This window comes from Sulfitobacter mediterraneus, assembly GCF_016801775.1.
GTDB lineage: Bacteria > Pseudomonadota > Alphaproteobacteria > Rhodobacterales > Rhodobacteraceae > Sulfitobacter > Sulfitobacter mediterraneus_A.
Map to the genome: position 1 here is coordinate 534,708 of NZ_CP069004.1, position 19,128 is coordinate 553,835.

General features: G+C 59.7%; 19 protein-coding genes and 1 tRNA gene. 11 read left to right on the forward strand and 9 right to left on the reverse strand.

Annotation, left to right across the window (positions count from 1 at the left end):
* Position 1 precedes the first annotated feature (1 nt).
* Entirely contained in the window at positions 2–607 is a 606-nt protein-coding gene (locus tag JNX03_RS02540; RefSeq protein WP_203210896.1) for an OsmC family protein, read from the forward strand.
* Between the two features lie 137 nt (positions 608–744).
* Here JNX03_RS02540 and JNX03_RS02545 read toward each other — a convergent pair whose 3' ends face one another.
* On the reverse strand, positions 745–1,458 hold the full coding sequence (locus JNX03_RS02545) for a VIT1/CCC1 transporter family protein (RefSeq protein WP_203210897.1): 714 nt from the start codon (positions 1,456–1,458) through the stop codon (positions 745–747).
* 278 nt (positions 1,459–1,736) lie between these two features.
* On the opposite strand from JNX03_RS02545, the gene JNX03_RS02550 reads away from it, so the two are divergent.
* Positions 1,737–2,060 (forward strand): TraR/DksA family transcriptional regulator, encoded by a 324-nt coding sequence (locus JNX03_RS02550; RefSeq protein WP_203210898.1) that lies wholly within the window; start codon positions 1,737–1,739, stop codon positions 2,058–2,060.
* A gap of 110 nt (positions 2,061–2,170) precedes the next feature.
* Here the strand turns inward: JNX03_RS02550 and JNX03_RS02555 are convergent.
* Positions 2,171–2,246: transfer RNA gene (locus tag JNX03_RS02555), tRNA-Thr, on the reverse strand.
* A 255-nt stretch (positions 2,247–2,501) separates the two neighbouring features.
* Between JNX03_RS02555 and JNX03_RS02560 the strand changes: the two genes are divergently transcribed.
* The gene (locus JNX03_RS02560; RefSeq protein ID WP_203210899.1) at positions 2,502–3,377 is read left to right on the forward strand and encodes a hypothetical protein; all 876 of its coding nucleotides are present in this window, start codon (positions 2,502–2,504) and stop codon (positions 3,375–3,377) included.
* 173 nt (positions 3,378–3,550) lie between these two features.
* Here JNX03_RS02560 and JNX03_RS02565 read toward each other — a convergent pair whose 3' ends face one another.
* A complete protein-coding gene (locus JNX03_RS02565) occupies positions 3,551–5,086 on the reverse strand; it encodes a trimethylamine methyltransferase family protein (RefSeq protein WP_203210900.1) in 1,536 nt (511 codons plus the stop codon).
* A 215-nt stretch (positions 5,087–5,301) separates the two neighbouring features.
* Here JNX03_RS02565 and JNX03_RS02570 point away from each other — a divergent pair, with 215 nt between their 5' ends.
* From JNX03_RS02570 to kynU, 8 genes are all read left to right on the forward strand, one after another.
* A complete protein-coding gene (locus tag JNX03_RS02570; RefSeq protein ID WP_203210901.1) occupies positions 5,302–7,593 on the forward strand; it encodes a bifunctional salicylyl-CoA 5-hydroxylase/oxidoreductase in 2,292 nt (763 codons plus the stop codon).
* Positions 7,590–8,309 (forward strand): SDR family NAD(P)-dependent oxidoreductase, encoded by a 720-nt coding sequence (locus JNX03_RS02575; protein ID WP_203210902.1) that lies wholly within the window; start codon positions 7,590–7,592, stop codon positions 8,307–8,309. The genes JNX03_RS02570 and JNX03_RS02575 overlap by 4 nt, the downstream gene beginning before the upstream one ends.
* Positions 8,306–8,785 carry a MarR family winged helix-turn-helix transcriptional regulator gene (locus JNX03_RS02580; protein WP_203210903.1) on the forward strand — a complete coding sequence of 160 codons (480 nt, stop codon included), beginning with the start codon at positions 8,306–8,308 and terminating at the stop codon, positions 8,783–8,785. The genes JNX03_RS02575 and JNX03_RS02580 overlap by 4 nt, the downstream gene beginning before the upstream one ends.
* Positions 8,775–9,575, forward strand: coding sequence for an enoyl-CoA hydratase family protein (locus JNX03_RS02585; protein WP_203210904.1), 801 nt, complete (start codon positions 8,775–8,777; stop codon positions 9,573–9,575). Before JNX03_RS02580 ends, JNX03_RS02585 begins: the two co-directional genes overlap by 11 nt.
* A gap of 113 nt (positions 9,576–9,688) precedes the next feature.
* Positions 9,689–10,837 carry an acyl-CoA dehydrogenase family protein gene (locus JNX03_RS02590; protein ID WP_203210905.1) on the forward strand — a complete coding sequence of 383 codons (1,149 nt, stop codon included), beginning with the start codon at positions 9,689–9,691 and terminating at the stop codon, positions 10,835–10,837.
* 1 nt (position 10,838) lies between these two features.
* On the forward strand, positions 10,839–12,458 hold the full coding sequence (locus JNX03_RS02595; RefSeq protein ID WP_203210906.1) for an AMP-binding protein: 1,620 nt from the start codon (positions 10,839–10,841) through the stop codon (positions 12,456–12,458).
* Positions 12,455–13,282 (forward strand): tryptophan 2,3-dioxygenase, encoded by an 828-nt coding sequence (locus JNX03_RS02600; RefSeq protein WP_203210907.1) that lies wholly within the window; start codon positions 12,455–12,457, stop codon positions 13,280–13,282. The genes JNX03_RS02595 and JNX03_RS02600 overlap by 4 nt, the downstream gene beginning before the upstream one ends.
* Entirely contained in the window at positions 13,283–14,473 is a 1,191-nt protein-coding gene (kynU, locus tag JNX03_RS02605; protein WP_203210908.1) for a kynureninase, read from the forward strand.
* 84 nt (positions 14,474–14,557) lie between these two features.
* Here the strand turns inward: kynU and pcaG are convergent, their stop codons facing one another.
* Genes pcaG through JNX03_RS02635 form a run of 6 tightly spaced genes read right to left on the reverse strand, consistent with a single transcriptional unit; the run spans position 14,558 to position 19,119 of the window.
* Positions 14,558–15,148, reverse strand: a complete 591-nt coding sequence (gene pcaG, locus JNX03_RS02610; protein ID WP_203210909.1) for a protocatechuate 3,4-dioxygenase subunit alpha — start codon at positions 15,146–15,148, stop codon at positions 14,558–14,560.
* Entirely contained in the window at positions 15,148–15,888 is a 741-nt protein-coding gene (gene pcaH / locus JNX03_RS02615) for a protocatechuate 3,4-dioxygenase subunit beta (RefSeq protein WP_203210910.1), read from the reverse strand. Before pcaH ends, pcaG begins: the two co-directional genes overlap by 1 nt.
* On the reverse strand, positions 15,888–17,057 hold the full coding sequence (gene pobA, locus JNX03_RS02620; protein WP_203210911.1) for a 4-hydroxybenzoate 3-monooxygenase: 1,170 nt from the start codon (positions 17,055–17,057) through the stop codon (positions 15,888–15,890). The genes pcaH and pobA overlap by 1 nt, the downstream gene beginning before the upstream one ends.
* Before the next feature lie 52 nt (positions 17,058–17,109).
* Positions 17,110–17,904 carry a metal ABC transporter permease gene (locus tag JNX03_RS02625; protein ID WP_203210912.1) on the reverse strand — a complete coding sequence of 265 codons (795 nt, stop codon included), beginning with the start codon at positions 17,902–17,904 and terminating at the stop codon, positions 17,110–17,112.
* Positions 17,894–18,643, reverse strand: a complete 750-nt coding sequence (locus JNX03_RS02630) for a metal ABC transporter ATP-binding protein (protein WP_203210913.1) — start codon at positions 18,641–18,643, stop codon at positions 17,894–17,896. Before JNX03_RS02630 ends, JNX03_RS02625 begins: the two co-directional genes overlap by 11 nt.
* Entirely contained in the window at positions 18,640–19,119 is a 480-nt protein-coding gene (locus JNX03_RS02635; protein ID WP_203210914.1) for a transcriptional repressor, read from the reverse strand. Before JNX03_RS02635 ends, JNX03_RS02630 begins: the two co-directional genes overlap by 4 nt.
* Positions 19,120–19,128: the final 9 nt, after the last annotated feature.

A 19,128-nucleotide genomic window follows, 5' to 3' on the forward strand; every position in this document is an offset into this window, starting at 1 on the left:
AATGACACTGGATTCCAATCATCTGAGCCACATTCAATCCTTCGCACAGAGACCGCTGAGCAATATCTCCGACCGTCAATTGCCCCTGCGCAAGCGCTATCATGACACACCGGAGGCTGCATGGGTGCATGACCACGCAAGGACTGTTGATGCCCAAGTGCCCGCCGATCACCCGATCCATGGGCATGTTGTCTGCGGCGAAGGCATCCCTTTGGATATCCCGGTATCTGTCCACAAAGCCGTCGGAGGAGAAAGCGATTTTCCCTGCCCGGGCGAACTTCTCGCCGCCGCCTTGGCAAGTTGCCTTGACACGGCGATCCGCATGATTGCCAATCTCAAGGAGATCAAGTTGAGCCACCTCGAAGTGCAGGTCAGCCTTGGTGCAGACGTGCGCGGGGCGCTCATGACAGGGGAGGGCGTGCCCGTCGGATTTCAAAGCGCACATATGAAGGTCGATCTGAGAACAGAGTGTGATTTGCCGGAGCCGCATCTGAACGCCCTGATTAACGCTGCCGAACGAAGCTGCGTCATCCTGCAAACGCTGCGCGCCCCGCCAAAGGTGGAAATTGAGCGTTGCCTGAGCGGTTTCGGCGGTCCGGGTGACTAATCACCCTGGCTTCACCACAATATCGCATCCCTTGCGGGAGAATTTTCCTGTGGCATCTGGGAACGAGGAGCCACCGTCGTTGCTTCTCATTCGACACGTTCTGGCGTGCCCGAATTGATGCCCCTCAATGCCTGCGCTTACGGATGGAACAATCCACCAACAGCATAAGCCAACAAAGCGGCCGTGCCCCCGATCAGCAATGTTTCAAGGCCTGAGCGCCACCATTTGGCGAGTGACCAGCGGCTTTTGGCAGCGCCAATGAAAAAGAAGGTGAGCAAGGTCGAAACGATGGCAATGGGAAACGCATCTGCCAGCCCAAACAAGAAGGGTATCAAAGGCACAGATCCCGCGATCATGAATGCCATAAACGTCGCAAGGGCGGCGCGCATGGGTTCGGGATCATTGGGCGCCAGCCCGTATTCATCCGTCAGCATCATCCCGATCCATTTGTCGCGGCTGCGGGCAATGGCACTTGTCGCTTGAACAAGCACGTCACCGGAAAGGCCGCGCATCTGCAATATCTGCCGCAGCTCTTCCAATTCGCCTTCTGGGTGCTCTGCAATATGGCGTTCTTCGATTTGGATAATGCGTTTGCGATCATCCAGTTCTGCCTTGGTGCCTGAATAGTTGCTCGCTGCCATCGAAAATCCATCCGCCAGAATATTGGCAAGGCCAAGGGCCACAATGATACTGTGCGACAATCCCGCGCCTTCGACCCCTGCAACAATGGCAAAGGTCGTAACCGCGCCATCAATCCCGCCATAGATCATGTCTTTGAGGTTGCTGTGCCGATGGCCCGCCGACAGACGGTCAGCGATTTCCTTGCGGCTATGTCCATGTTCCTGTTTCATGAGCCTATCATCGCTCAACCCCGCCTGCTTGCCATTGAGCCATGTCAAATGCGCCGGGTTTTGACCTGCCAAATCACAGTCCGGATATGCAGGTCTGGCGTGTTCCGCAGTTGCACGGGCTGATTGGCACAGGTCGGCAAAATCGCTGCCCGGCACGGTGTTCGGTGGGCAGTGCGCACCGTTGTTTTTTCGGAGAAAAATTCCTGCGCTTGATCCCAGTCAATACGCAGAAATGGATTTCCGATCATAATGTTCGGGCAAACCAACGAGGAACAGACATGATTGACCTGACCCACTACGCAGAACTGATTTCCGCCCGCATGAAAGAACTGGATGACCGCATTCACGATGTCGATCACGAGCTTGGCGAACCCAAGTCTGCCGATATGAACGACCAGTCGATCGATCTTGAAGATGACGAGGTGCTTGAGGGGCTTGGGATGGCGGCCCAAAAGGAAATCGCGCTTCTTGACCTTGCAATGAAGCGCATCAAGGACGGTAGCTTTGGCATCTGCAAGAAATGTGAAGAGCCGATTTCCGAGGCACGGCTGAACGCCGTTCTTTATGCACCACTGTGCAAAAACTGTGCGGCTGGGGCCTGATTGCCGCGCTGACTGGCCCGAGGGGCATCAGCGGGCCGGGCCGTGGACTACATCGGTAAGGCCAGAAATCTGGATCTTTCCAGTAGAAACAAGGCGCTGATTGATTGAAATGGTGCCCCCACACGGACTCGAACCGCGGACCTATTGATTACAAATCAATTGCTCTACCAGCTGAGCTATAGGGGCAGACATCGAAGATGTCAGTGCTGTCCGGTGCGTGTCACCGCCTAGCGTGGGCGTTCTTTAAAAGATGATTTGGGGGGATGCAAGACATTCTCTTGGGCAAAAGTCAGGAAATTTCACTTCGCCCATTTGGCGTGTCTTTGGCCAGCGCTCAACTTGGGTTTGCAATGCCCTGCAGGCAGCGGCGGATTGGCATTTTACACAAGCGCTTCAACGCTGTATTCAACGTGCCATAGCAATAAAATCGAGCGGTTGATCATGCAATTGATCTTGCACACAGGTGCGCATTTCACAGAACAAGAGCGGTTGATGAAATCGCTGCTGCGCAACAAGGGTGAATTTGGTCAACGCGGGATCGCTGTGCCCGGACCGAACAGTTACCGCGGGTTGATCCGCGACACTTTGAACGCCATGCACCGCACTCCGGCCTCCGCCGAGGCGCGTGAGGTGCTGCTGGATGTCATCCTTGATGGCAGCAAGGCCGATAGGGTGATCCTTTCGGATCCCAACTTTTTCCGCACCCCAGCAACGGCGGTGCGCAAAGGCCAGCTTTACCCCGCAGCCGCGCGGCGCATGCGGTTCATGGCCGAACTGTTCCCTGATGACGATCTTGAGATTTTTCTGGCGATCCGAAATCCGGCGGCGCTTTTGCCGATCTTGCATGGGAAGGCGGACAAGAAAGATCCGGATGCCTTCTGGGGGCCGCATGACCCGCTGGACGTGCGCTGGTCCGAGACAATCGAAGACATCAAGGAAGCGGTGCCGCATGTGCCGATTACCATCTGGTGCAACGAGGACATGCCGCTGATCTGGTCGCAAATCATTCGCGAGATGGCCGGGTTCGAGCCGCATGAAAAGGTCGCGGGCGGGTTTGATCTGCTGGCTTCGATCATGAGCAAGGAAGGCATGCAAAGGTTCCGCGCCTATCTGGATGGCCATCCGGACCTGACCGAAATCCAGAAGCGCCGGGTGATTGCCGCCTTCCTCGACAAATTCGCGCTCGAAGACGAGATCGAAGAGGAACTGGACATGGATGGCTGGACCGAAGATCTGGTCGAGGAAATGACCGATCTCTACGACGAAGACGTGCTGGCCATTCAGCGCATTCCGGGCGTGTCACTGATCACGCCCTAAACCTCCGGCACGATCACCGCGCTTCGCAAACTCGCGGGGCGTTGCCCCGGACCCAAGTGGTTTCAGGCCAAATCAAGATAAAAGGCGCTCTTGTCTTCATTTGGCCGGAAAAACCTCCGGGGGAGCGCCGCGCAGCGGCGGCGGGGCTGGCCCCCTTATGCCTTCGGGCGGCCTTAACCTTCGGTGGGCGGGGCGCCGCCCGCCTTGGTACCCGCATCTACAAACGCTTTCAATTTGTCGGCCATACCGGCGGTACTTGGGGGCGGGATGAAGTCGCGCAGCAGCCCTTGCCAGACGTCCACGGCGCGATCGGTTGAGGTTTTGGATCCCGCTTCGACCCATGCGCCGTGATTGCTGAGATCCGCAACCAGCGGTGTGTAAAAGGCGTCGCGGTAGCGGTCCATGGTGTGTTGCGTGGCAAAGAAATGCCCGCCGGGGTCCACATCCACCAAGGCATCCCAGCCGAGGCTGGCGTCATCTTCGGGGGTTGGCATCGCCATTTCGGCAAGCTGTTGCACCGCTTCCATGTCGTTGATGAATTTCTCAAATCCAAAGCTGAGCCCGCCTTCGAGCCAGCCTGCCGAATGCACGGTCAGCGTTGCATTGGCCTGCAGCGCCGCCCAGAGCCCCATGTGGTTCTCACCCGCGCCCTGCGCATCCGAGATGTTTGAAGCCGCGCCTGCAGCGGATCGCCAGGGCAGGCCGATGTGCCGCGCCAATTGCCCCGAGCCAATGGTCAGTTTCATATGCGATGGCGTGCCGAAAGCGGGGGAGCCGGATTTCATGTCTACATTGGAGGCAAAGCCGCCATAGGTCACCGGCGCACCGGGGGCGGTGAGCTGTGTGAGGGTGATCGCGGCCAAGGCTTCGGTGTGTTGCAGGACCAGCGCACCGGCCACGGTGATTGGTGCCATCGCACCTGCCAGACAGAAGGGCGTGATGATGGTCATCTGGCCGGCACGGGCCATCTCGATGATGCCTTCGGCCATCGGCACGTCGATCTGCCGGGGCGAATTGGTGTTGATGATCGAATAGGACCACGACCCATTGCGCAGCTCGTCATCTGACAACCCATGCCCCAGCGCGATCATTTCGAGGCTTTGCGAGATCTGCGCTTTGCCACGGGCAAAAATAAAGGCGGGTTTATCGCTCAGGCTCAGCTGGGCTTCCATCATCGCGTAGTGTCGCAGGTGTGATGGCACGTCCTGCGGTTCCACCGAGGGGCCGAGGATGTGGATCGCGTCGAAGCTTTGGACAAGCTTGAGACTCTCTTCGAAGGTCTCAAGGCGCCCTGGTTGTCGCCCGCGCAACGCATCAATGGAGTTGGGGCAACCGGCCCCTGCGGAAAACAGCATTGCGCCGGGCTCAAACCGCTGTTCGCGGTCGGGATTGGGCGCCCGCAGCCGGATGGACCGCGGCGCGGTCTCAAGCGCTGCTGCCACCAGTTCCGGCCCGATCCGCACCATTTCGGTGCTGTCATCCACAAGGGCGCCGGCCTGAGCAAACAATTTGCGCGCTTCGGGAAGCAAGACCTTCATGCCCAGTTCGGACAGCGCCTTGAGCGCCATCTGGTGCATGTTGGCAATGGCATCATCCGAAAAAATTCGTTGGGGTTCAAAGGGGTGGCGCATTTGCCGGTAGGCGTGACTGCGGGGCGGGGTGGTTGTGTCTGGGGCCTGACGGGCGCGGCGACCTTTGCGGAGGCTCATCTGTTGTCCTTTCATTTTCGCAGACCGTTGCATTTTGAAAGAACCCCTGTCGCGCAGGTTTCCCGACATTTCAGGTCGCTTTCATCTTCATAGCGGCGGATTTTGGCGCTGAAGGATTGACCGCGAATATTATTTTATATCTAAAATATTTTTACTTGAAGCAAATCACGACTCACCATACCCTGCCTGCAAATGGACATCTGAGGGAGAGGCTGATGCGTGCGATCTGTTTGGGCGGCGGGCCTGCGGGGCTCTATTTCGCGATCTCGTTAAAACTGCGCCAGCCGGACGCCGATGTGACCGTGCTGGAACGCAACAAACCCGATGATACCTTTGGCTGGGGCGTGGTTCTATCGGACGAAACGCTTGATAATCTTGAGATCAATGACCCGGTGTCGGCGGCGACGATCCGCAGTCATTTTGCCTATTGGGATGATGTCGCGCTGGTCTACAAGGGCCAGAAAACCGTCAGCTCCGGCCACGGGTTCTGCGGCATTGGGCGGATGCGGCTATTGCTGATCTTGCAGGAACGGGCGCGGGAACTGGGCGTGAACCTGCAGTTCGAGACCGAAGTGCATGCCGCCTCGCATTACATGGATGACTACGATCTGGTGGTTGCCTGTGACGGGCTCAATTCCAAAACACGTTTGGAGTTTCAGGAAACCTTTCAGCCGGACATTGATGTGCGCAAGTGCCAGTTCATCTGGCTCGGCACGCATCAGAAATTCGACGACGCCTTCACATTTATCTTTGAAAAGACGGACAAGGGCTGGATCTGGGTCCACGCCTATCAATTCGACGATGAAACCGCGACCTTCATTGTGGAGTGCAATCAGGACACTTTTGACGCCTATGGGTTCGGCGAAAAAACCCAGGAAGAGACCATCGCCATCTGCGAAGAGATCTTCAAGGACCATCTGGGCGGTCATGCCCTGATGACCAACGCCAAACACATTCGCGGGTCCGCCTGGATCCAATTTCCCCGCGTTCTGTGCGAAAAATGGAGCCACAAAAACGTGGTTTTGCTGGGCGATGCTTCGGCCACCGCGCATTTCTCCATCGGGTCAGGCAGCAAACTGGCGATGGAATCGGCCATCTCGTTGGCCGATCACGTGACCGCCGAGAGCGATATCGAAGTGGCCTTCCAGAAATACGAAGACGCCCGCCGCCTTGAGGTGCTGCGCTTGCAATCGGCTGCGCGTAACTCATTGGAATGGTTTGAGGATGTGGAGCGCTATCTCGATCTTGATCCGGTACAGCTCAACTATTCCATGCTCACCCGAAGTCAGCGGATCAGCCATGAGAACCTGCGCGAACGGGATGCAAAATGGCTCGAAGGGGCTGAGCGTTGGTTCATGGAGCAAGCCGGCGCAGGGGCCAATGGCCCGGTGCGCGCACCGATGTTTGCCCCGTTCCAGCTGCGCGATATGAAGCTGGAGAACCGTGTCGTGGTCTCGCCCATGGCGCAATACAAGGCGGTGGACGGCTGCCCGACCGATTGGCATCTGATCCATTATGGTGAGCGGGCCAAGGGCGGCGCGGGGCTGGTCTACACCGAGATGACCTGTGTCTCGCCCGAGGGGCGCATCACGCCGGGCTGTCCGGGCCTTTATGCGCCAGAGCATGAGGCCGCTTGGAAACGGTTGGTGGATTTCACCCATGCCGAAACCGATGCCAAAATCTGTTGTCAGATCGGTCATGCGGGGCGCAAAGGCTCTACCCGGATCGGCTGGGAAGGCATGGACAAGCCGCTGGTATCCGGCAACTGGGAACTGGTGTCCGCCTCCGCAATCCCGTGGTCGGATGAGAATGCGGTGCCCCGCGCCGCGACCCGCGCCGATATGGACCAGATCCGCGATGAATTCGTCAGCGCCGCGGAGATGGCGGACCGGGCAGGCTTTGACATGATCGAACTGCATGCCGCCCACGGCTATCTGATCTCGTCCTTCATCTCGCCCTTATCCAACACCCGGACCGATGAATATGGCGGCCCTCTGGAAAACCGGATGCGCTATCCGCTTGAGGTTTTCAATGCGATGCGCACGGTCTGGCCCCAGAGCAAGCCGATGTCAGTGCGTATTTCAGCCAGCGATTGGGCTGGTGATGATGGCGTGACCCCGGAAGAAGCCGTTGAGATTGCCAAGATGTTTGAGGCCGCTGGCGCGGACATCATTGATGTCTCCGCAGGCCAGACCAGCAAGGAAGGTCAGCCCGTCTATGGCCGGATGTTCCAGACGCCGTTCTCGGACCGCATCCGCAACGATGGCGGGATCAAAACCATGGCAGTGGGCAATATTTATGAGCCTGATCACGTCAATTCCATTCTGATGGCAGGCCGTGCCGATCTGGTCTGCCTGGCGCGGCCACATCTGGCCGATCCCTATTGGACCTTGCACGCCGCCACTGAAATTGGCGATCGTCATGCCAAATGGCCGCTGCCTTATGAGGCGGGCCGGGATCAGGCGTGGCGACTGGCGGACCGCGCCGCAGAGATGGAGAAAGTATGAGACGCATCTTAATCACGGGCGGTGGATCAGGCATTGGCCGCGCCATTGCACAGCATTACGCCGATCGGGGGGATGACGTGACCATCGCAGGGCGCCGTATGGACGCACTTGAAGAGACCAACGGCGGGCGCGGGATGACTTGCAAACATCTGGACGTGACGGAGGAGGCCTCGGTCAAGGCGCTGTTTGATGCGCCTTATGATGTGGTGATCGCCAATGCCGGTTCCGGCAAGGCCATGCGCGTGGCTGATATGCCGCTCGAGGTCTGGCAAGGCACGCTTTCAGTGAACCTCACCGGGGTTTTCCTGACCTTCCGCGAGGCACTTAAGGGCATGACAGCAGGCGGGCGGCTTATTGCCATCGCATCAACCGCAAGCCTGAAAGGCGGCGCGAATATCGCCGCATATTCCGCCGCCAAACATGGTGTGCTGGGGCTGGTGCGGTCTTTGGCCGTGGAACTGGCCCGCGAGGGCATCACCTGCAATGCGGTTTGCCCGGGATTTGTCGATACCGATATGGGGCAGGCTGCGGTCACAGGGGTGATGGAACGCATGAACATCCCCCGCGAAAAGGCCGAAAAGATGGTGGTGGGCGGCAACCCGATGCGCCGGATGATCCGAACGGATGAAGTCGTCGCAGCGGTGCAATTTCTGGCCTCCCCCGAGGCCTCGATGGTCAATGGTCACGCGCTGAGTGTTTCGGGCGGGGAAATATGACCGCCGCCAAGGATCGTGTGCGCCTCTGGCTGCGGCTGCTGAAAGTGGTGCGCGGGATCGAACATCAATTGCGCGACAACCTGCGCCGGGACTACAACACAACGCTGCCGCGCTTTGACGTGATGTCGGCCCTGTCGCGCCATCCCGAAGGGCTCAAGATGAGCCAGCTATCGGGCGTGCTGCGGGTCTCCAACGGCAATGTCACCGGCATCGCCGACCGGCTCAGCGATGAGGGCTTTGTCGAACGCATCGCCGTGCCCGGAGACCGCCGCGCCACCCGCCTGCGCCTGACCCGCGCGGGGGAGGCGGAGTTTGCCCGCCAAGCGCTGTCCCATGAGAAATGGGTGGATCTGATGCTGGCAGATGTGACCCCCGAAGACGCCCGCGCCATGGCCGCGCGGCTGCAAGCCTTTGCCGATGCGGCGGACCAGGCAGATATGGAAATGAACAAAAAGGAACCTGAGAATGCGCAGTGATGTGAAACATTTTCTTTGCGAGATCAAAGACGGCATCGCCACGGTGCGGCTCGACCGACCTGACCGCAAGAACCCGCTGACCTTTGACAGCTACGCCGAATTGCGCGACTGGTTCCGCGATCTGGTCTATGCTGACGATGTGGACATCGTGATCTTTGCCTCCAACGGCGGCAACTTCAGCTCTGGCGGAGATGTGCATGATATCATTGGGCCTTTGACCCGCATGAACATGAAAGAACTGCTGCAATTTACCCGTATGACCGGCGATCTGGTCAAGGCGATTGTAAACTGTGGCAAGCCGGTGATTGCAGCAGTGGACGGGATCTGTGTGGGGGCCGGCGCGATCATCGCGATGGCCTCTGACCTGCGGCTTGCCACGCCTGAGGCCAAAACAGCATTCCTGTTTACCCGCGTGGGCCTTGCGGGCTGTGACATGGGGGCCTGTGCGATCCTGCCCCGGATCATCGGCCAGACCCGCGCGGCTGAGCTTCTCTATACAGGGCGGTCGATGTCGGCGGAAGAAGGCGAGCGCTGGGGCTTTTTCAACCGTCTGGTGGACGGGCCCGATCTGGACGCCGAGGCACTGGCCTTTGCCAAGAAGATCCAGGCGGGACCAAACTTTGCCCATATGATGACCAAGACGATGCTGGCGCAGGAATGGTCAATGTCGATCGAGCAGGCCATCGAGGCCGAGGCGCAAGCGCAGGCGATCTGTATGCAGACCGGCGATTTTGAGCGGGCCTACAAGGCTTTTGTTGCCAAGGAACGGCCCGTGTTTGAGGGCGATTGAGCCCGGACTGACAACGGACTTGGGGGCCAGCCCCCAAACGGAGACCACATTGGGGGCCAGCCCCCAAACCCCCGGAGGTATTTGGGGCCAAAAAGGGAAGAGGGAGGAGCGCAATGCCGGATCGGAGTTTTCTGACATGGCCGTTTTTTGAGGATCACCATCGGGAACTGGCCGGGGCGCTGGACGCATGGGCGGCGCAGAACCTTGGCGCTGTGGACCACGGGGATACCGATGCGGCCTGCCGTGATCTGGTGACAATGCTGGGGCAGGGTGGATGGTTGCGCCATTCGGGGGCCGAGGCCGGCGAAAGCCTTGATGTGCGTTCGCTTTGCCTGATCCGCGAAACTTTGGCGCGTTATGACGGGCTGGCCGATTTTTCCTTTGCCATGCAGGGGCTTGGCACCGGTGCGATTTCTCTGTTTGGCACTGCCGAACAGCAGGCGGAATGGCTGCCAAAGACCCGCAGCGGCGCGGCCATATCGGCCTTTGCCTTGACCGAGCCGCAATCCGGATCGGACGTGGCCAATTCCACCATGACGGCGCAGGCGGATGGCAACGGATTTGTCCTGAACGGTCGCAAGACCTGGATTTCCAACGGCGGGATTGCCGATGTCTACACCGTCTTTGCCCGCACCGGGGAGGCGCCGGGGGCCAAGGGGCTGTCAGCCTTTGTGGTGCCTGCCGATACGCCCGGTCTAAAGGTAGAGGCGCGGCTTGAGGTGATGGCGCCGCATCCCTTGGCGACCTTGCATTTTGACGATGTGAAACTGCCCGGATCGGCCCTGTTGGGCGAGCGCGGCAAAGGCTTTGCCATTGCGATGTCGGTTCTGGATGTGTTCCGCTCGACCGTTGCGGCGGCGGCGCTGGGATTTGCCCGGCGGGCGCTGGATGAGGCGATGGAGCGGGTCAGCACCCGCCATGTTCAGGGTGCGCCTTTGGCCGATTTGCAGCTGGTGCAGGGCCATATCGCGGATATGGCGGTGGATGTGGATGCCTCGGCCTTGCTGATTTACCGGGCCGCCTGGGCCAAGGACAGCGGCGCGGCACGGGTCACACGCGAGGCCGCGATGGCAAAGCTGTTTGCGACAGATCATGCACAGCAAGTCATTGACAAGGCGGTACAACTGCACGGTGGCGACGGGGTGCGCCACGGCGAAACGGTTGAGCGGCTATACCGTGAAATCCGCGCCTTGCGGATCTATGAGGGCGCATCCGATGTGCAGCGGGTGGTGATCGCCCGCCAGACCTTGGGAGGACGTTAAGATGTTTGGGCCAACCGGACACAGCGACAGCTATTGCCGCGACAACCTGCCGGATCAGGCGCTTTGGCCGGATTTTCTGCTGGATGGGTTTGACTACCCGGACAGGCTGAACGTCGGTGTCGAGCTGACCGATGCAATGGTCGCCAAAGGCTTTGGCGATCATACGGCGTTGATCGGCAATGGCCGCCGCCGTACCTACAAGGAACTGAGCGACTGGACCAACAAGCTGGCCCGCGCCCTGGTCGAGGATCTTGGCCTCAAGCCGGGCAATCGGGTTTTGATCCGATCCGCCAACAATCCCGCGATGGTGGCCTGTTGGCTGGCCGCGACCAAGGCAGGTGCGGTGGTGGTCAACACCATGCCGATGCTGCGGGCAGGGGAACTGGGCGCGATTGTCGACAAGGCCGAGATCAGCCATGCGCTCTGCGATACCCGGCTGATGGACGAGATGGCTGGATGTGCCAAGGCGTCGAGGTTCCTCAAGACCGTGGTTGGTTTTGACGGGACCAGCAACCATGACGCAGAGCTGGACCGCCTGGCGCTGGAAAAGCCGGTACATTTTGATGCCGTGCCAACCGCGCAGGACGATGTGGCGCTGCTTGGCTTTACCTCGGGCACCACGGGCGATCCCAAGGCGACGATGCATTTTCACCGCGATCTGCTGATTATCGCAGATGGCTACGCCAAAGAGGTGCTGCAGGTCACGCCAGAGGATGTTTTTGTCGGATCGCCGCCTCTTGCCTTTACCTTTGGTCTGGGCGGATTGGCGATCTTTCCGCTGCGCTTTGGCGCGGCAGCGACATTGCTGGAAACCGCAAGCCCGCCGAACATGATTGAAATCATTGAAAAGTTCAAAGCAACCGTCTGTTTCACTGCGCCCACGGCCTATCGCGCGATGCTTCAGGCGATGGAGGAGGGCGCCGACCTGTCCTCGCTCCGCGCAGCGGTCAGCGCAGGCGAGACATTGCCCGCGCCCGTCTATCACGACTGGATGGAAAAGACCGGCAAGCCGATGTTGGACGGAATTGGCGCAACCGAGATGCTGCATATCTTCATCTCCAACCGGTTTGATGATCACAAGGCGGCCTGTACGGGCAAACCTGTTGGCGGTTATGAGGTTCGGATTATCGACGACAACGGCGGTGACGTACCGCGCGGTGAGGTTGGCAAACTGGCGGTGCGCGGGCCAACGGGGTGCCGGTATCTGGCGGATGATCGGCAGAAGACCTATGTGCGGGACGGTTGGAACATCACCGGCGACAGCTTCATGATGGACGATGACGGCTATCTGCATTTTGCCGCCCGCAACGACGATATGATCATCTCGGCGGGCTACAACATTGCCGGACCGGAGGTCGAAGCGGCCTTGCTGAGCCATCCAAAGGTCAGTGAATGCGGCGTTGTTGGTGCCCCGGACGAGGCACGGGGCGCAATTGTTCAGGCCCATGTGGTCTTGATTGAAGGGGCCGTTGGGGATGCGGCGCTGGTCAAGGAATTGCAAGACCATGTGAAGGCAACCATTGCTCCCTACAAATACCCCCGCGACGTCCGTTTCATTGACGCCTTGCCCAAGACGGCGACCGGGAAAATTCAAAGATTTGCACTGAGAGAAGACCAATGAGCACGTTTGACGAGGCCGCAAAAGGGGCCAAAATGGACTTCGCCAAGGACAAGTCCTATGGCGATTATCTGGGGCTGGACAAAATCCTGACCGTGGAAAACCCGCTGGATATGGCCCATGACGGATTGTTGTTCATCATTCAGCACCAGACCTCCGAATTGTGGATGAAGCTGGCCATTCATGAGTTGACAGAAGCACGCCGTTGCATCGCAGACGGGCAATTGCAGCCTGCGTTCAAGATGCTCAGCCGCGTGGCGCGGATCTTTGAACAGCTCAATTCAGCCTGGGATGTGCTGCGGACCATGACGCCCAGCGAATATACCGCGTTTCGGCCCTATCTGGGGGCATCGTCGGGGTTTCAGTCCTATCAATACCGGTTGATCGAATACCTTTTGGGCAACCGCAACCGCGCCTTGACCAAACTGCATGAACACACGCCGGAGCCTCATGCCGCGCTGACCGATGAACTGGGCAAGATCAGCCTCTATCAGGTGGCGATCGATCTGTTGTGCGACCGTCTGGGCGTTCCATCCCTGGCAGGAGAGGCAGAAGGCACGGCCTGGGAGGCCAAGCCTGAGGTGCAGGATCTGTGGCAGAAGGTGTACGAGGATCCCCAGACCCATTGGGAGCTTTACGAGCTGGCCGAAAAACTGGTGGATCTTGAGGATTACTTCCGCCGTTGGCGGTTCAACCATGTCACCACGGTGGAGCGGGTGATCGGGTTCAAACGGGGGACGGGCGGCACATCCGGGGTGGCCTACCTGCGCAAAATGCTCGAAGTAGAGCTGTTTCCGGAATTGTGGCACGTCAGAGGAGCGCTTTAAGTGGCTGATGTATTGAGAAAAGACCAGTTTATCCTTCCCGAAGGCGTGATCTATCTGGATGGCAATTCGCTGGGCCCGATGCCCAAAACCGTGCCGGCCCGCGTGTCAGAGGTGATGACGGGCGAATGGGCGCAGATGTTGATCGGCGGCTGGAACAAGGCCGGTTGGATGGCGATGCCCGAACGGGTGGGTGATCAGGTCGGCGCGCTGGTGGGCGCATCGGCGGGATCGGTTGTGATGGGCGATACCCTGTCGGTGAAGGTGTTTCAGGCGCTGGCTTCGGCGGTGAAACTGCGCCCGGAACGGCGGGTGATCCTGAGTGACACGGGCAATTTCCCGTCGGACCTTTACATGGCCGAAGGTCTGGTTGGCTTGTTGGAGCAGGGCTACGAGCTGCGCACAGTGGCCCCCGAAGAGGTGGCCGAAGCGATTGGCGATGACATTGCCGTGGTGATGCTGACAGAGGTCGATTACCGCTCTGGCCGGATGCATGACATGAAGGCCATGACCAAACTGGCCCACGCGGCGGGGGCGGTGATGGTTTGGGATCTGGCGCATTCGGCGGGGGCGATCCCGGTTGATTTGGCCGGGTCGGGCTGTGAATTTGCGGTTGGCTGCACCTACAAATACCTCAATGGCGGGCCGGGTGCGCCTGCGTTCATCTATGTGCGGCCTGATCTGGCAGATACGGTCGAACCTGCGCTGAGTGGTTGGCTCGGTCACCGGCAACCCTTTGATTTTGATCTGAACTATACGCCAGCCAAGGGTATCGAGCGGATGCGCGTCGGCACGCCGCCGATCTTGCAGATGGCTGCGCTGGAAGAGGCGATGAAGGTCTGGGACGGTGTTGATATGGGGGATCTGCGGGCGGCGTCGCTGGCCTTGCAGGAACAATTCATCGCTGAGGTTGAGGCGCAGGTGCCACAGCTTGAACTGGCCAGCCCGCGCGATGCAAAAATCCGCGGCTCGCAGGTCTCGTTCCGGTTTGAACATGGCTATGCCGCGATGCAGGCGGTGATTGATCGCGGCGTGATTGGCGATTTCCGTGCGCCCGACATCATGCGCTTTGGTTTTACGCCGCTCTATCTGGACGCGGGCGATGTCACTGCCGCGGTCGGGATCATCCGTGATGTGATGGCCAATGATCTGTGGGATGATGACAAATACAAGGTCCGCAGCCGCGTGACGTGATTGGGCACGAGGGGCAGTTTTCCTGCTCCTCGGGGTCCGGCGCGGCGGGCATTGTTCCGCGTGTTTGGTCTAGGCCGATTTGGTCTAAACGTCGAAAAACACTGTCTCGTCAGCGCCTTGCAGGTGGATGTTGAATCGATACACCCCATCCTTTTCGGCATCGGCGATCAAGGTTTGAACCCGCACGCGATGTTCGATCCGGCCCAAAACCGGATCAGTTTCTAACGCCGGATCACCCGGGAAATAGACTCGCGTGTGTAGCCCGAGATTGATTCCCCGCGCCACGATCCACAAGGTGATATGTGGCGCTTGCGTCCCGCCTTGTGGCCATGGAGTTTCCCCCGGTTTCACCGTCTCAAAAGTAAACGCGCCGGTGGCCTGATCGCAGGCACATCGGCCAAATCCGGTAAAATGCGGATCGGCCCCGTCTTGCCCCGCATAGCGCCCGCCCGCATCCGCCTGCCAGGCCTCGACCATTGCATCGCGCAGTGGCGTGCCGGTGCCATCAAAGACCTGGCCCGTGAGCGTGATCCGTTCCCCGGCAACATCGCCAGTGATCATCCGTGCGCCAAGGTCTTCATCATAAACCCCTGTGATCCCTGCAAAATTCGGCGTGCAGCCGATATGAACATAGGGGCCAGCGGTCTGGCTTGCGGTTTCTGGCAGATCGCCCATCACAGACCCTCCATCCGGTTTTCAAACATGGTTTGCCGCCGTCCGCGCAGGGTGATGTTGAACTCATAGGCGCGGGCATCCATTGGCACAGTCCGGTTCATATCCAGAGGTGCGATCAGTCGCTCAACGGCGGATTTATCCCCGATCGACCCGACAATCGGACAACGCCAGATCAGCGGATCACCCTCGAAATACATCTGCGTGATCAACCGCTGGGCAAATCCCGCGCCAAACAGGCTAAAGTGGATATGCGCCGGTCGCCAATCGTTCGGGCCATTGGGCCAGGGGTAGGGGCCGGGCAGCACGGTGCGAAACTCATAAGACCCGTCTTCGCGGGTGATGGTGCGCCCGCATCCGCCAAAATTTGGGTCAAGCGGGGCAATATAGCCTTCTTTCTTGTGGCGATAGCGCCCGCCGGCATTGGCCTGCCAAACTTCGATCAATGCACCGGCAACGGGGCGGTCAAACTGGTCGCGCACCTTGCCATGCACAATAATGCGCGGTCCGATGGCCGAGGCGCCATCTTGGGCGTAATTATGCAACAGATCCGCATCCAGCGGGCCAAGCAGGTCATGCCCAAAGACTGGCCCGCTTTCCTCACCAATGCTGGTGGGAAAGGACAGCGGCGCGGCCTGCGGGCTGCGTTTGACGGAGGTGCGATAGGGCGGATACAGCGCCACGGGATGATGACCGGGCTGGCGGGCGGCATAGCCGCCTTGGGGGATCTTTGTGTCAGACATCAGTAGGGCAACCCCACGTAATTTTCGGCCATGGCTTTTTGCGCCGCGTCATTGCTGCGCAGGAAATCAAGTTCGGCTTTTTGCATGCGAAGGTCAAATTCCGATTGGTCCGGGAACCGGTGCATCAGCGATGAGAACCACCAGCTAAACCGCTCGGCCTTCCAGACCCGTGCAAGCGCCTTTTCCGAATATTGGTCAAGGCCCTCAGGGTTCTGGTCCTGATACCAGGCTTTGAGCCCTTGGAAGAGGTAGTGTACATCCGAGGCGGCAGTGTTGAGCCCCTTGGCCCCGGTGGGCGGCACGATATGCGCCGCATCTCCGCACAGGAACAACCGGCCCCAGCGCATCGGCTCCGTCACAAAGGATCGCAGCGGCGCGATGGATTTTTCAATCGACGGGCCAGTGACCAGTTTCTCCGCAACGTCTTCGGGCAGGCGGCGCTTGAGCTCGGTCCAGAACGCCTCGTCCGACCAGTTTTCAACCGTATCGGCCATCGAACATTGGATGTAATAGCGGCTGAGGTTTGCGCTGCGCATGGAACACAAGGCAAAGCCGCGCGGCGAATTGGCGTAGATCAACTCGTGATTGACCGGCGGCGTTTGTGACAGGATGCCGAGCCAGCCAAAAGGATAAACCTTTTCAAATTCTTGCCGAATGTTTTCGGGGATGGTCTGGCGACTGACCCCGTGAAACCCGTCACAGCCCGCCACATAATCACAGTCGATCTGATGCGATTGCCCGCCCTTGTCAAAACTGACGCTGGGCCGGTCGCTGTCCGCGCCGTTGATCACCACATTGCTGACCTCAAAATGGGTCACCGCATCAATGCTGTCGCGGGCGTCATACAGATCACGGGTCACTTCTGTTTGCCCGTAGACCATGATCGAATGGCCCGCGTGGGCGGCGAGATCAACGCGGAACATATCGCCCTCATAGGCGATCAGCGTGCCATCGTGCGGCAGCCCTTCGGCCTGCGCGCGGCTGTCGATCCCGGCCTGTTTCATCAGGTCCAGCATGCCGCGTTCCAGCACGCCTGCGCGGTTACGCGACAGCACATAATCGCGCGTCTTTCGTTCCAAGATCACGGCATCGACGCCGATCCCGTGTAGCAATTGCCCCAGCAAAAGCCCCGATGGACCGCCCCCGATGATGACAACCTGATGGTGCATGACTCTCCCCTTTTGTGGGGGAGCGTATTGTAATCTATTGAAAAGGCCAGTGTTATCTTCGTCGCAGAAGCGGTGAAATTGCCGCAGACAGGGCAAAGACCACAGCCGCCACAGTGACAATGCTCGGCCCTGTAGGGGTATCAAAGGCAAAGGATCCGGCCAATCCGCCCAATGCGGAAAAGCCGCCAATCGCCACGGCGCAGATCGCCATCACCTCCGGCGTGCGGGCAAAGGGTCGCGCGGCGGCGGCGGGGATGACCAACATGGCTGCGATCAGCAGCGCCCCAACAACCTTGAGTGCGACCGCCACGGTCACGGCAAGCGCCAATGTCAGAACCAGTTTCTCGCGCTTGGGATGTCCGCCCGATGCAACCGCCAGATCGGGGTTCAACGTTGCCGTCAGCAGCGCCTGCCAGCGCCAGACCATCAGGCCGCCGACCAGCGCGGCACCGATCCAGATGATCGCCAGATCCACCTGCCGCACCGCCAGAATATCGCCAAACAGATAGGCCGACAGGTCCACCCGCTGTCCGGGGATCAGCGACACGGCCACAAGGCCAAGCGCCAGCGCCGAATGAGCCAGCACCCCCAGCAGGGCATCGGTGCTGACATTGCGTTCTGTCAGGGAACTGATGATCAGCGCCATCACCAGCGCCACCAGGAGGACGCCGCCCACAACCGGCAGATCTGTCGCCAAGGCCAGCGCCACGCCCAACAGGGCAGCATGGCTGGTGGCATCCCCAAAATAGGCCATCCGCCGCCAGATCACAAAACAGCCCAGAGGCGCGGCGGCCAGCGCAACGCCAAGCCCGGCAAGGGCGGCACGCATTGCAAAATCATCCAACATTCTGGTCCTCACCGCATTGGCTGTGATCATGATCATGGTCATGGTTGTGATGATGCCGGTAAAGCGCCAAAGCCCCCTGTGTGCCAGTGCCAAAGAGCGCGCGATACTCCGGCGCATCGGCGACGACCTCCGGCGCACCTTCACAGCAGACATGGCCATTGAGGCACAAAACCCGGTCAGAGGCGGCCATCACCACATGCAAATCATGGCTGACCATCAGGATCGCCACGCCTGTGCGCTGGCGGACGTCTTCGATCTGCCGGTAAAACGCGGCGGCACCCGGCTGGTCCAGCCCCTGTGTCGCCTCGTCAAGGATCAGAACATCGGGCGATCCCAGCAAGGCGCGGGCCAGCAGAACCCTCTGAAACTGCCCGCCGGACAGATCGGTCATTTGCCGCTGTGCCAGTTCCGGCACGCCCGCCTGTGCCAGAGCTTGGGTTGTGACTTCTTGGGATTGGCGCACTGGCAGGCTTAGGAACCGCTGCACCGTCAGGGGCAATGTCCCGTCGATTTGCAGCTTCTGCGGCACATAGCCGATCTTGAGCCCCGGCTTGCGGATCACCGCCCCGCTGGCCGGCTTCAATGCGCCGATCAAGGCCCGCAGCAGGCTGGACTTGCCAGACCCGTTGGGGCCGACAATGGTCACAATCTCGCCCTGTGAGAGTTTGAAATGCACATCGCGCAGCACAGTTGCACTGCCATAACGCAGGGTCAGACCCTTGGTCTCAATCAATGTCACGCCGCATCATCCTGACAATCGGGGCAAAGGCCCTCGGCCTCGACCACGGTGCGTTCTATGGTAAATCCGGCGGCGCGAGCCGCTTCGCCCAGGCGCCCCTGGGCAGGGGCCGTGTCCGTCTCCGCCACCGATTTGCAACTGCGACAGATCAGGAATGCGGGCGCGTGATCGGACCCCAGATGCGCACAGGCGATATAGGCATTTAATGCCTCGATCTTATGGGCGAACCCGGCTTTTACCAGAAAATCCAATGCACGGTAGGCGACAGGCGGCTGTGCGCCCAAACCTTCCTCGGCCAGCACGGCAAGCAGATCATAAGCCCCCAGCGCCCGATGCTCGGCCAGCAGAATTTCGAGCGCCCGCCGCCGCACAGGGGTCAGGCGCAGGCCGGTTTCGGCGCAGTGGGCCTCTGCCTTGGCCAAGGTGCCTTTGACGCAGGCGGCGTGATCATGTGCGGCAAAGCCGATAGCGGACATGGGAGGCCT

Excerpts from the sequence above, each read along its gene's own strand:
- JNX03_RS02540 (WP_203210896.1), top strand. The coding sequence starts at position 2 with ATGACACTGGATTCCAATCATCTGAGCCACATTCAATCCTTCGCACAG.
- JNX03_RS02545 (WP_203210897.1), bottom strand. The coding sequence starts at position 1,458 with ATGAAACAGGAACATGGACATAGCCGCAAGGAAATCGCTGACCGTCTG.
- JNX03_RS02550 (WP_203210898.1), top strand. The coding sequence starts at position 1,737 with ATGATTGACCTGACCCACTACGCAGAACTGATTTCCGCCCGCATGAAA.
- JNX03_RS02560 (WP_203210899.1), top strand. The coding sequence starts at position 2,502 with ATGCAATTGATCTTGCACACAGGTGCGCATTTCACAGAACAAGAGCGG.
- JNX03_RS02565 (WP_203210900.1), bottom strand. The coding sequence starts at position 5,086 with ATGAGCCTCCGCAAAGGTCGCCGCGCCCGTCAGGCCCCAGACACAACC.
- JNX03_RS02570 (WP_203210901.1), top strand. The coding sequence starts at position 5,302 with ATGCGTGCGATCTGTTTGGGCGGCGGGCCTGCGGGGCTCTATTTCGCG.
- JNX03_RS02575 (WP_203210902.1), top strand. The coding sequence starts at position 7,590 with ATGAGACGCATCTTAATCACGGGCGGTGGATCAGGCATTGGCCGCGCC.
- JNX03_RS02580 (WP_203210903.1), top strand. The coding sequence starts at position 8,306 with ATGACCGCCGCCAAGGATCGTGTGCGCCTCTGGCTGCGGCTGCTGAAA.
- JNX03_RS02585 (WP_203210904.1), top strand. The coding sequence starts at position 8,775 with ATGCGCAGTGATGTGAAACATTTTCTTTGCGAGATCAAAGACGGCATC.
- JNX03_RS02590 (WP_203210905.1), top strand. The coding sequence starts at position 9,689 with ATGCCGGATCGGAGTTTTCTGACATGGCCGTTTTTTGAGGATCACCAT.
- JNX03_RS02595 (WP_203210906.1), top strand. The coding sequence starts at position 10,839 with ATGTTTGGGCCAACCGGACACAGCGACAGCTATTGCCGCGACAACCTG.
- JNX03_RS02600 (WP_203210907.1), top strand. The coding sequence starts at position 12,455 with ATGAGCACGTTTGACGAGGCCGCAAAAGGGGCCAAAATGGACTTCGCC.
- pcaG (WP_203210909.1), bottom strand. The coding sequence starts at position 15,148 with ATGGGCGATCTGCCAGAAACCGCAAGCCAGACCGCTGGCCCCTATGTT.
- pcaH (WP_203210910.1), bottom strand. The coding sequence starts at position 15,888 with ATGTCTGACACAAAGATCCCCCAAGGCGGCTATGCCGCCCGCCAGCCC.
- pobA (WP_203210911.1), bottom strand. The coding sequence starts at position 17,057 with ATGCACCATCAGGTTGTCATCATCGGGGGCGGTCCATCGGGGCTTTTG.
- JNX03_RS02625 (WP_203210912.1), bottom strand. The coding sequence starts at position 17,904 with ATGTTGGATGATTTTGCAATGCGTGCCGCCCTTGCCGGGCTTGGCGTT.
- JNX03_RS02635 (WP_203210914.1), bottom strand. The coding sequence starts at position 19,119 with ATGTCCGCTATCGGCTTTGCCGCACATGATCACGCCGCCTGCGTCAAA.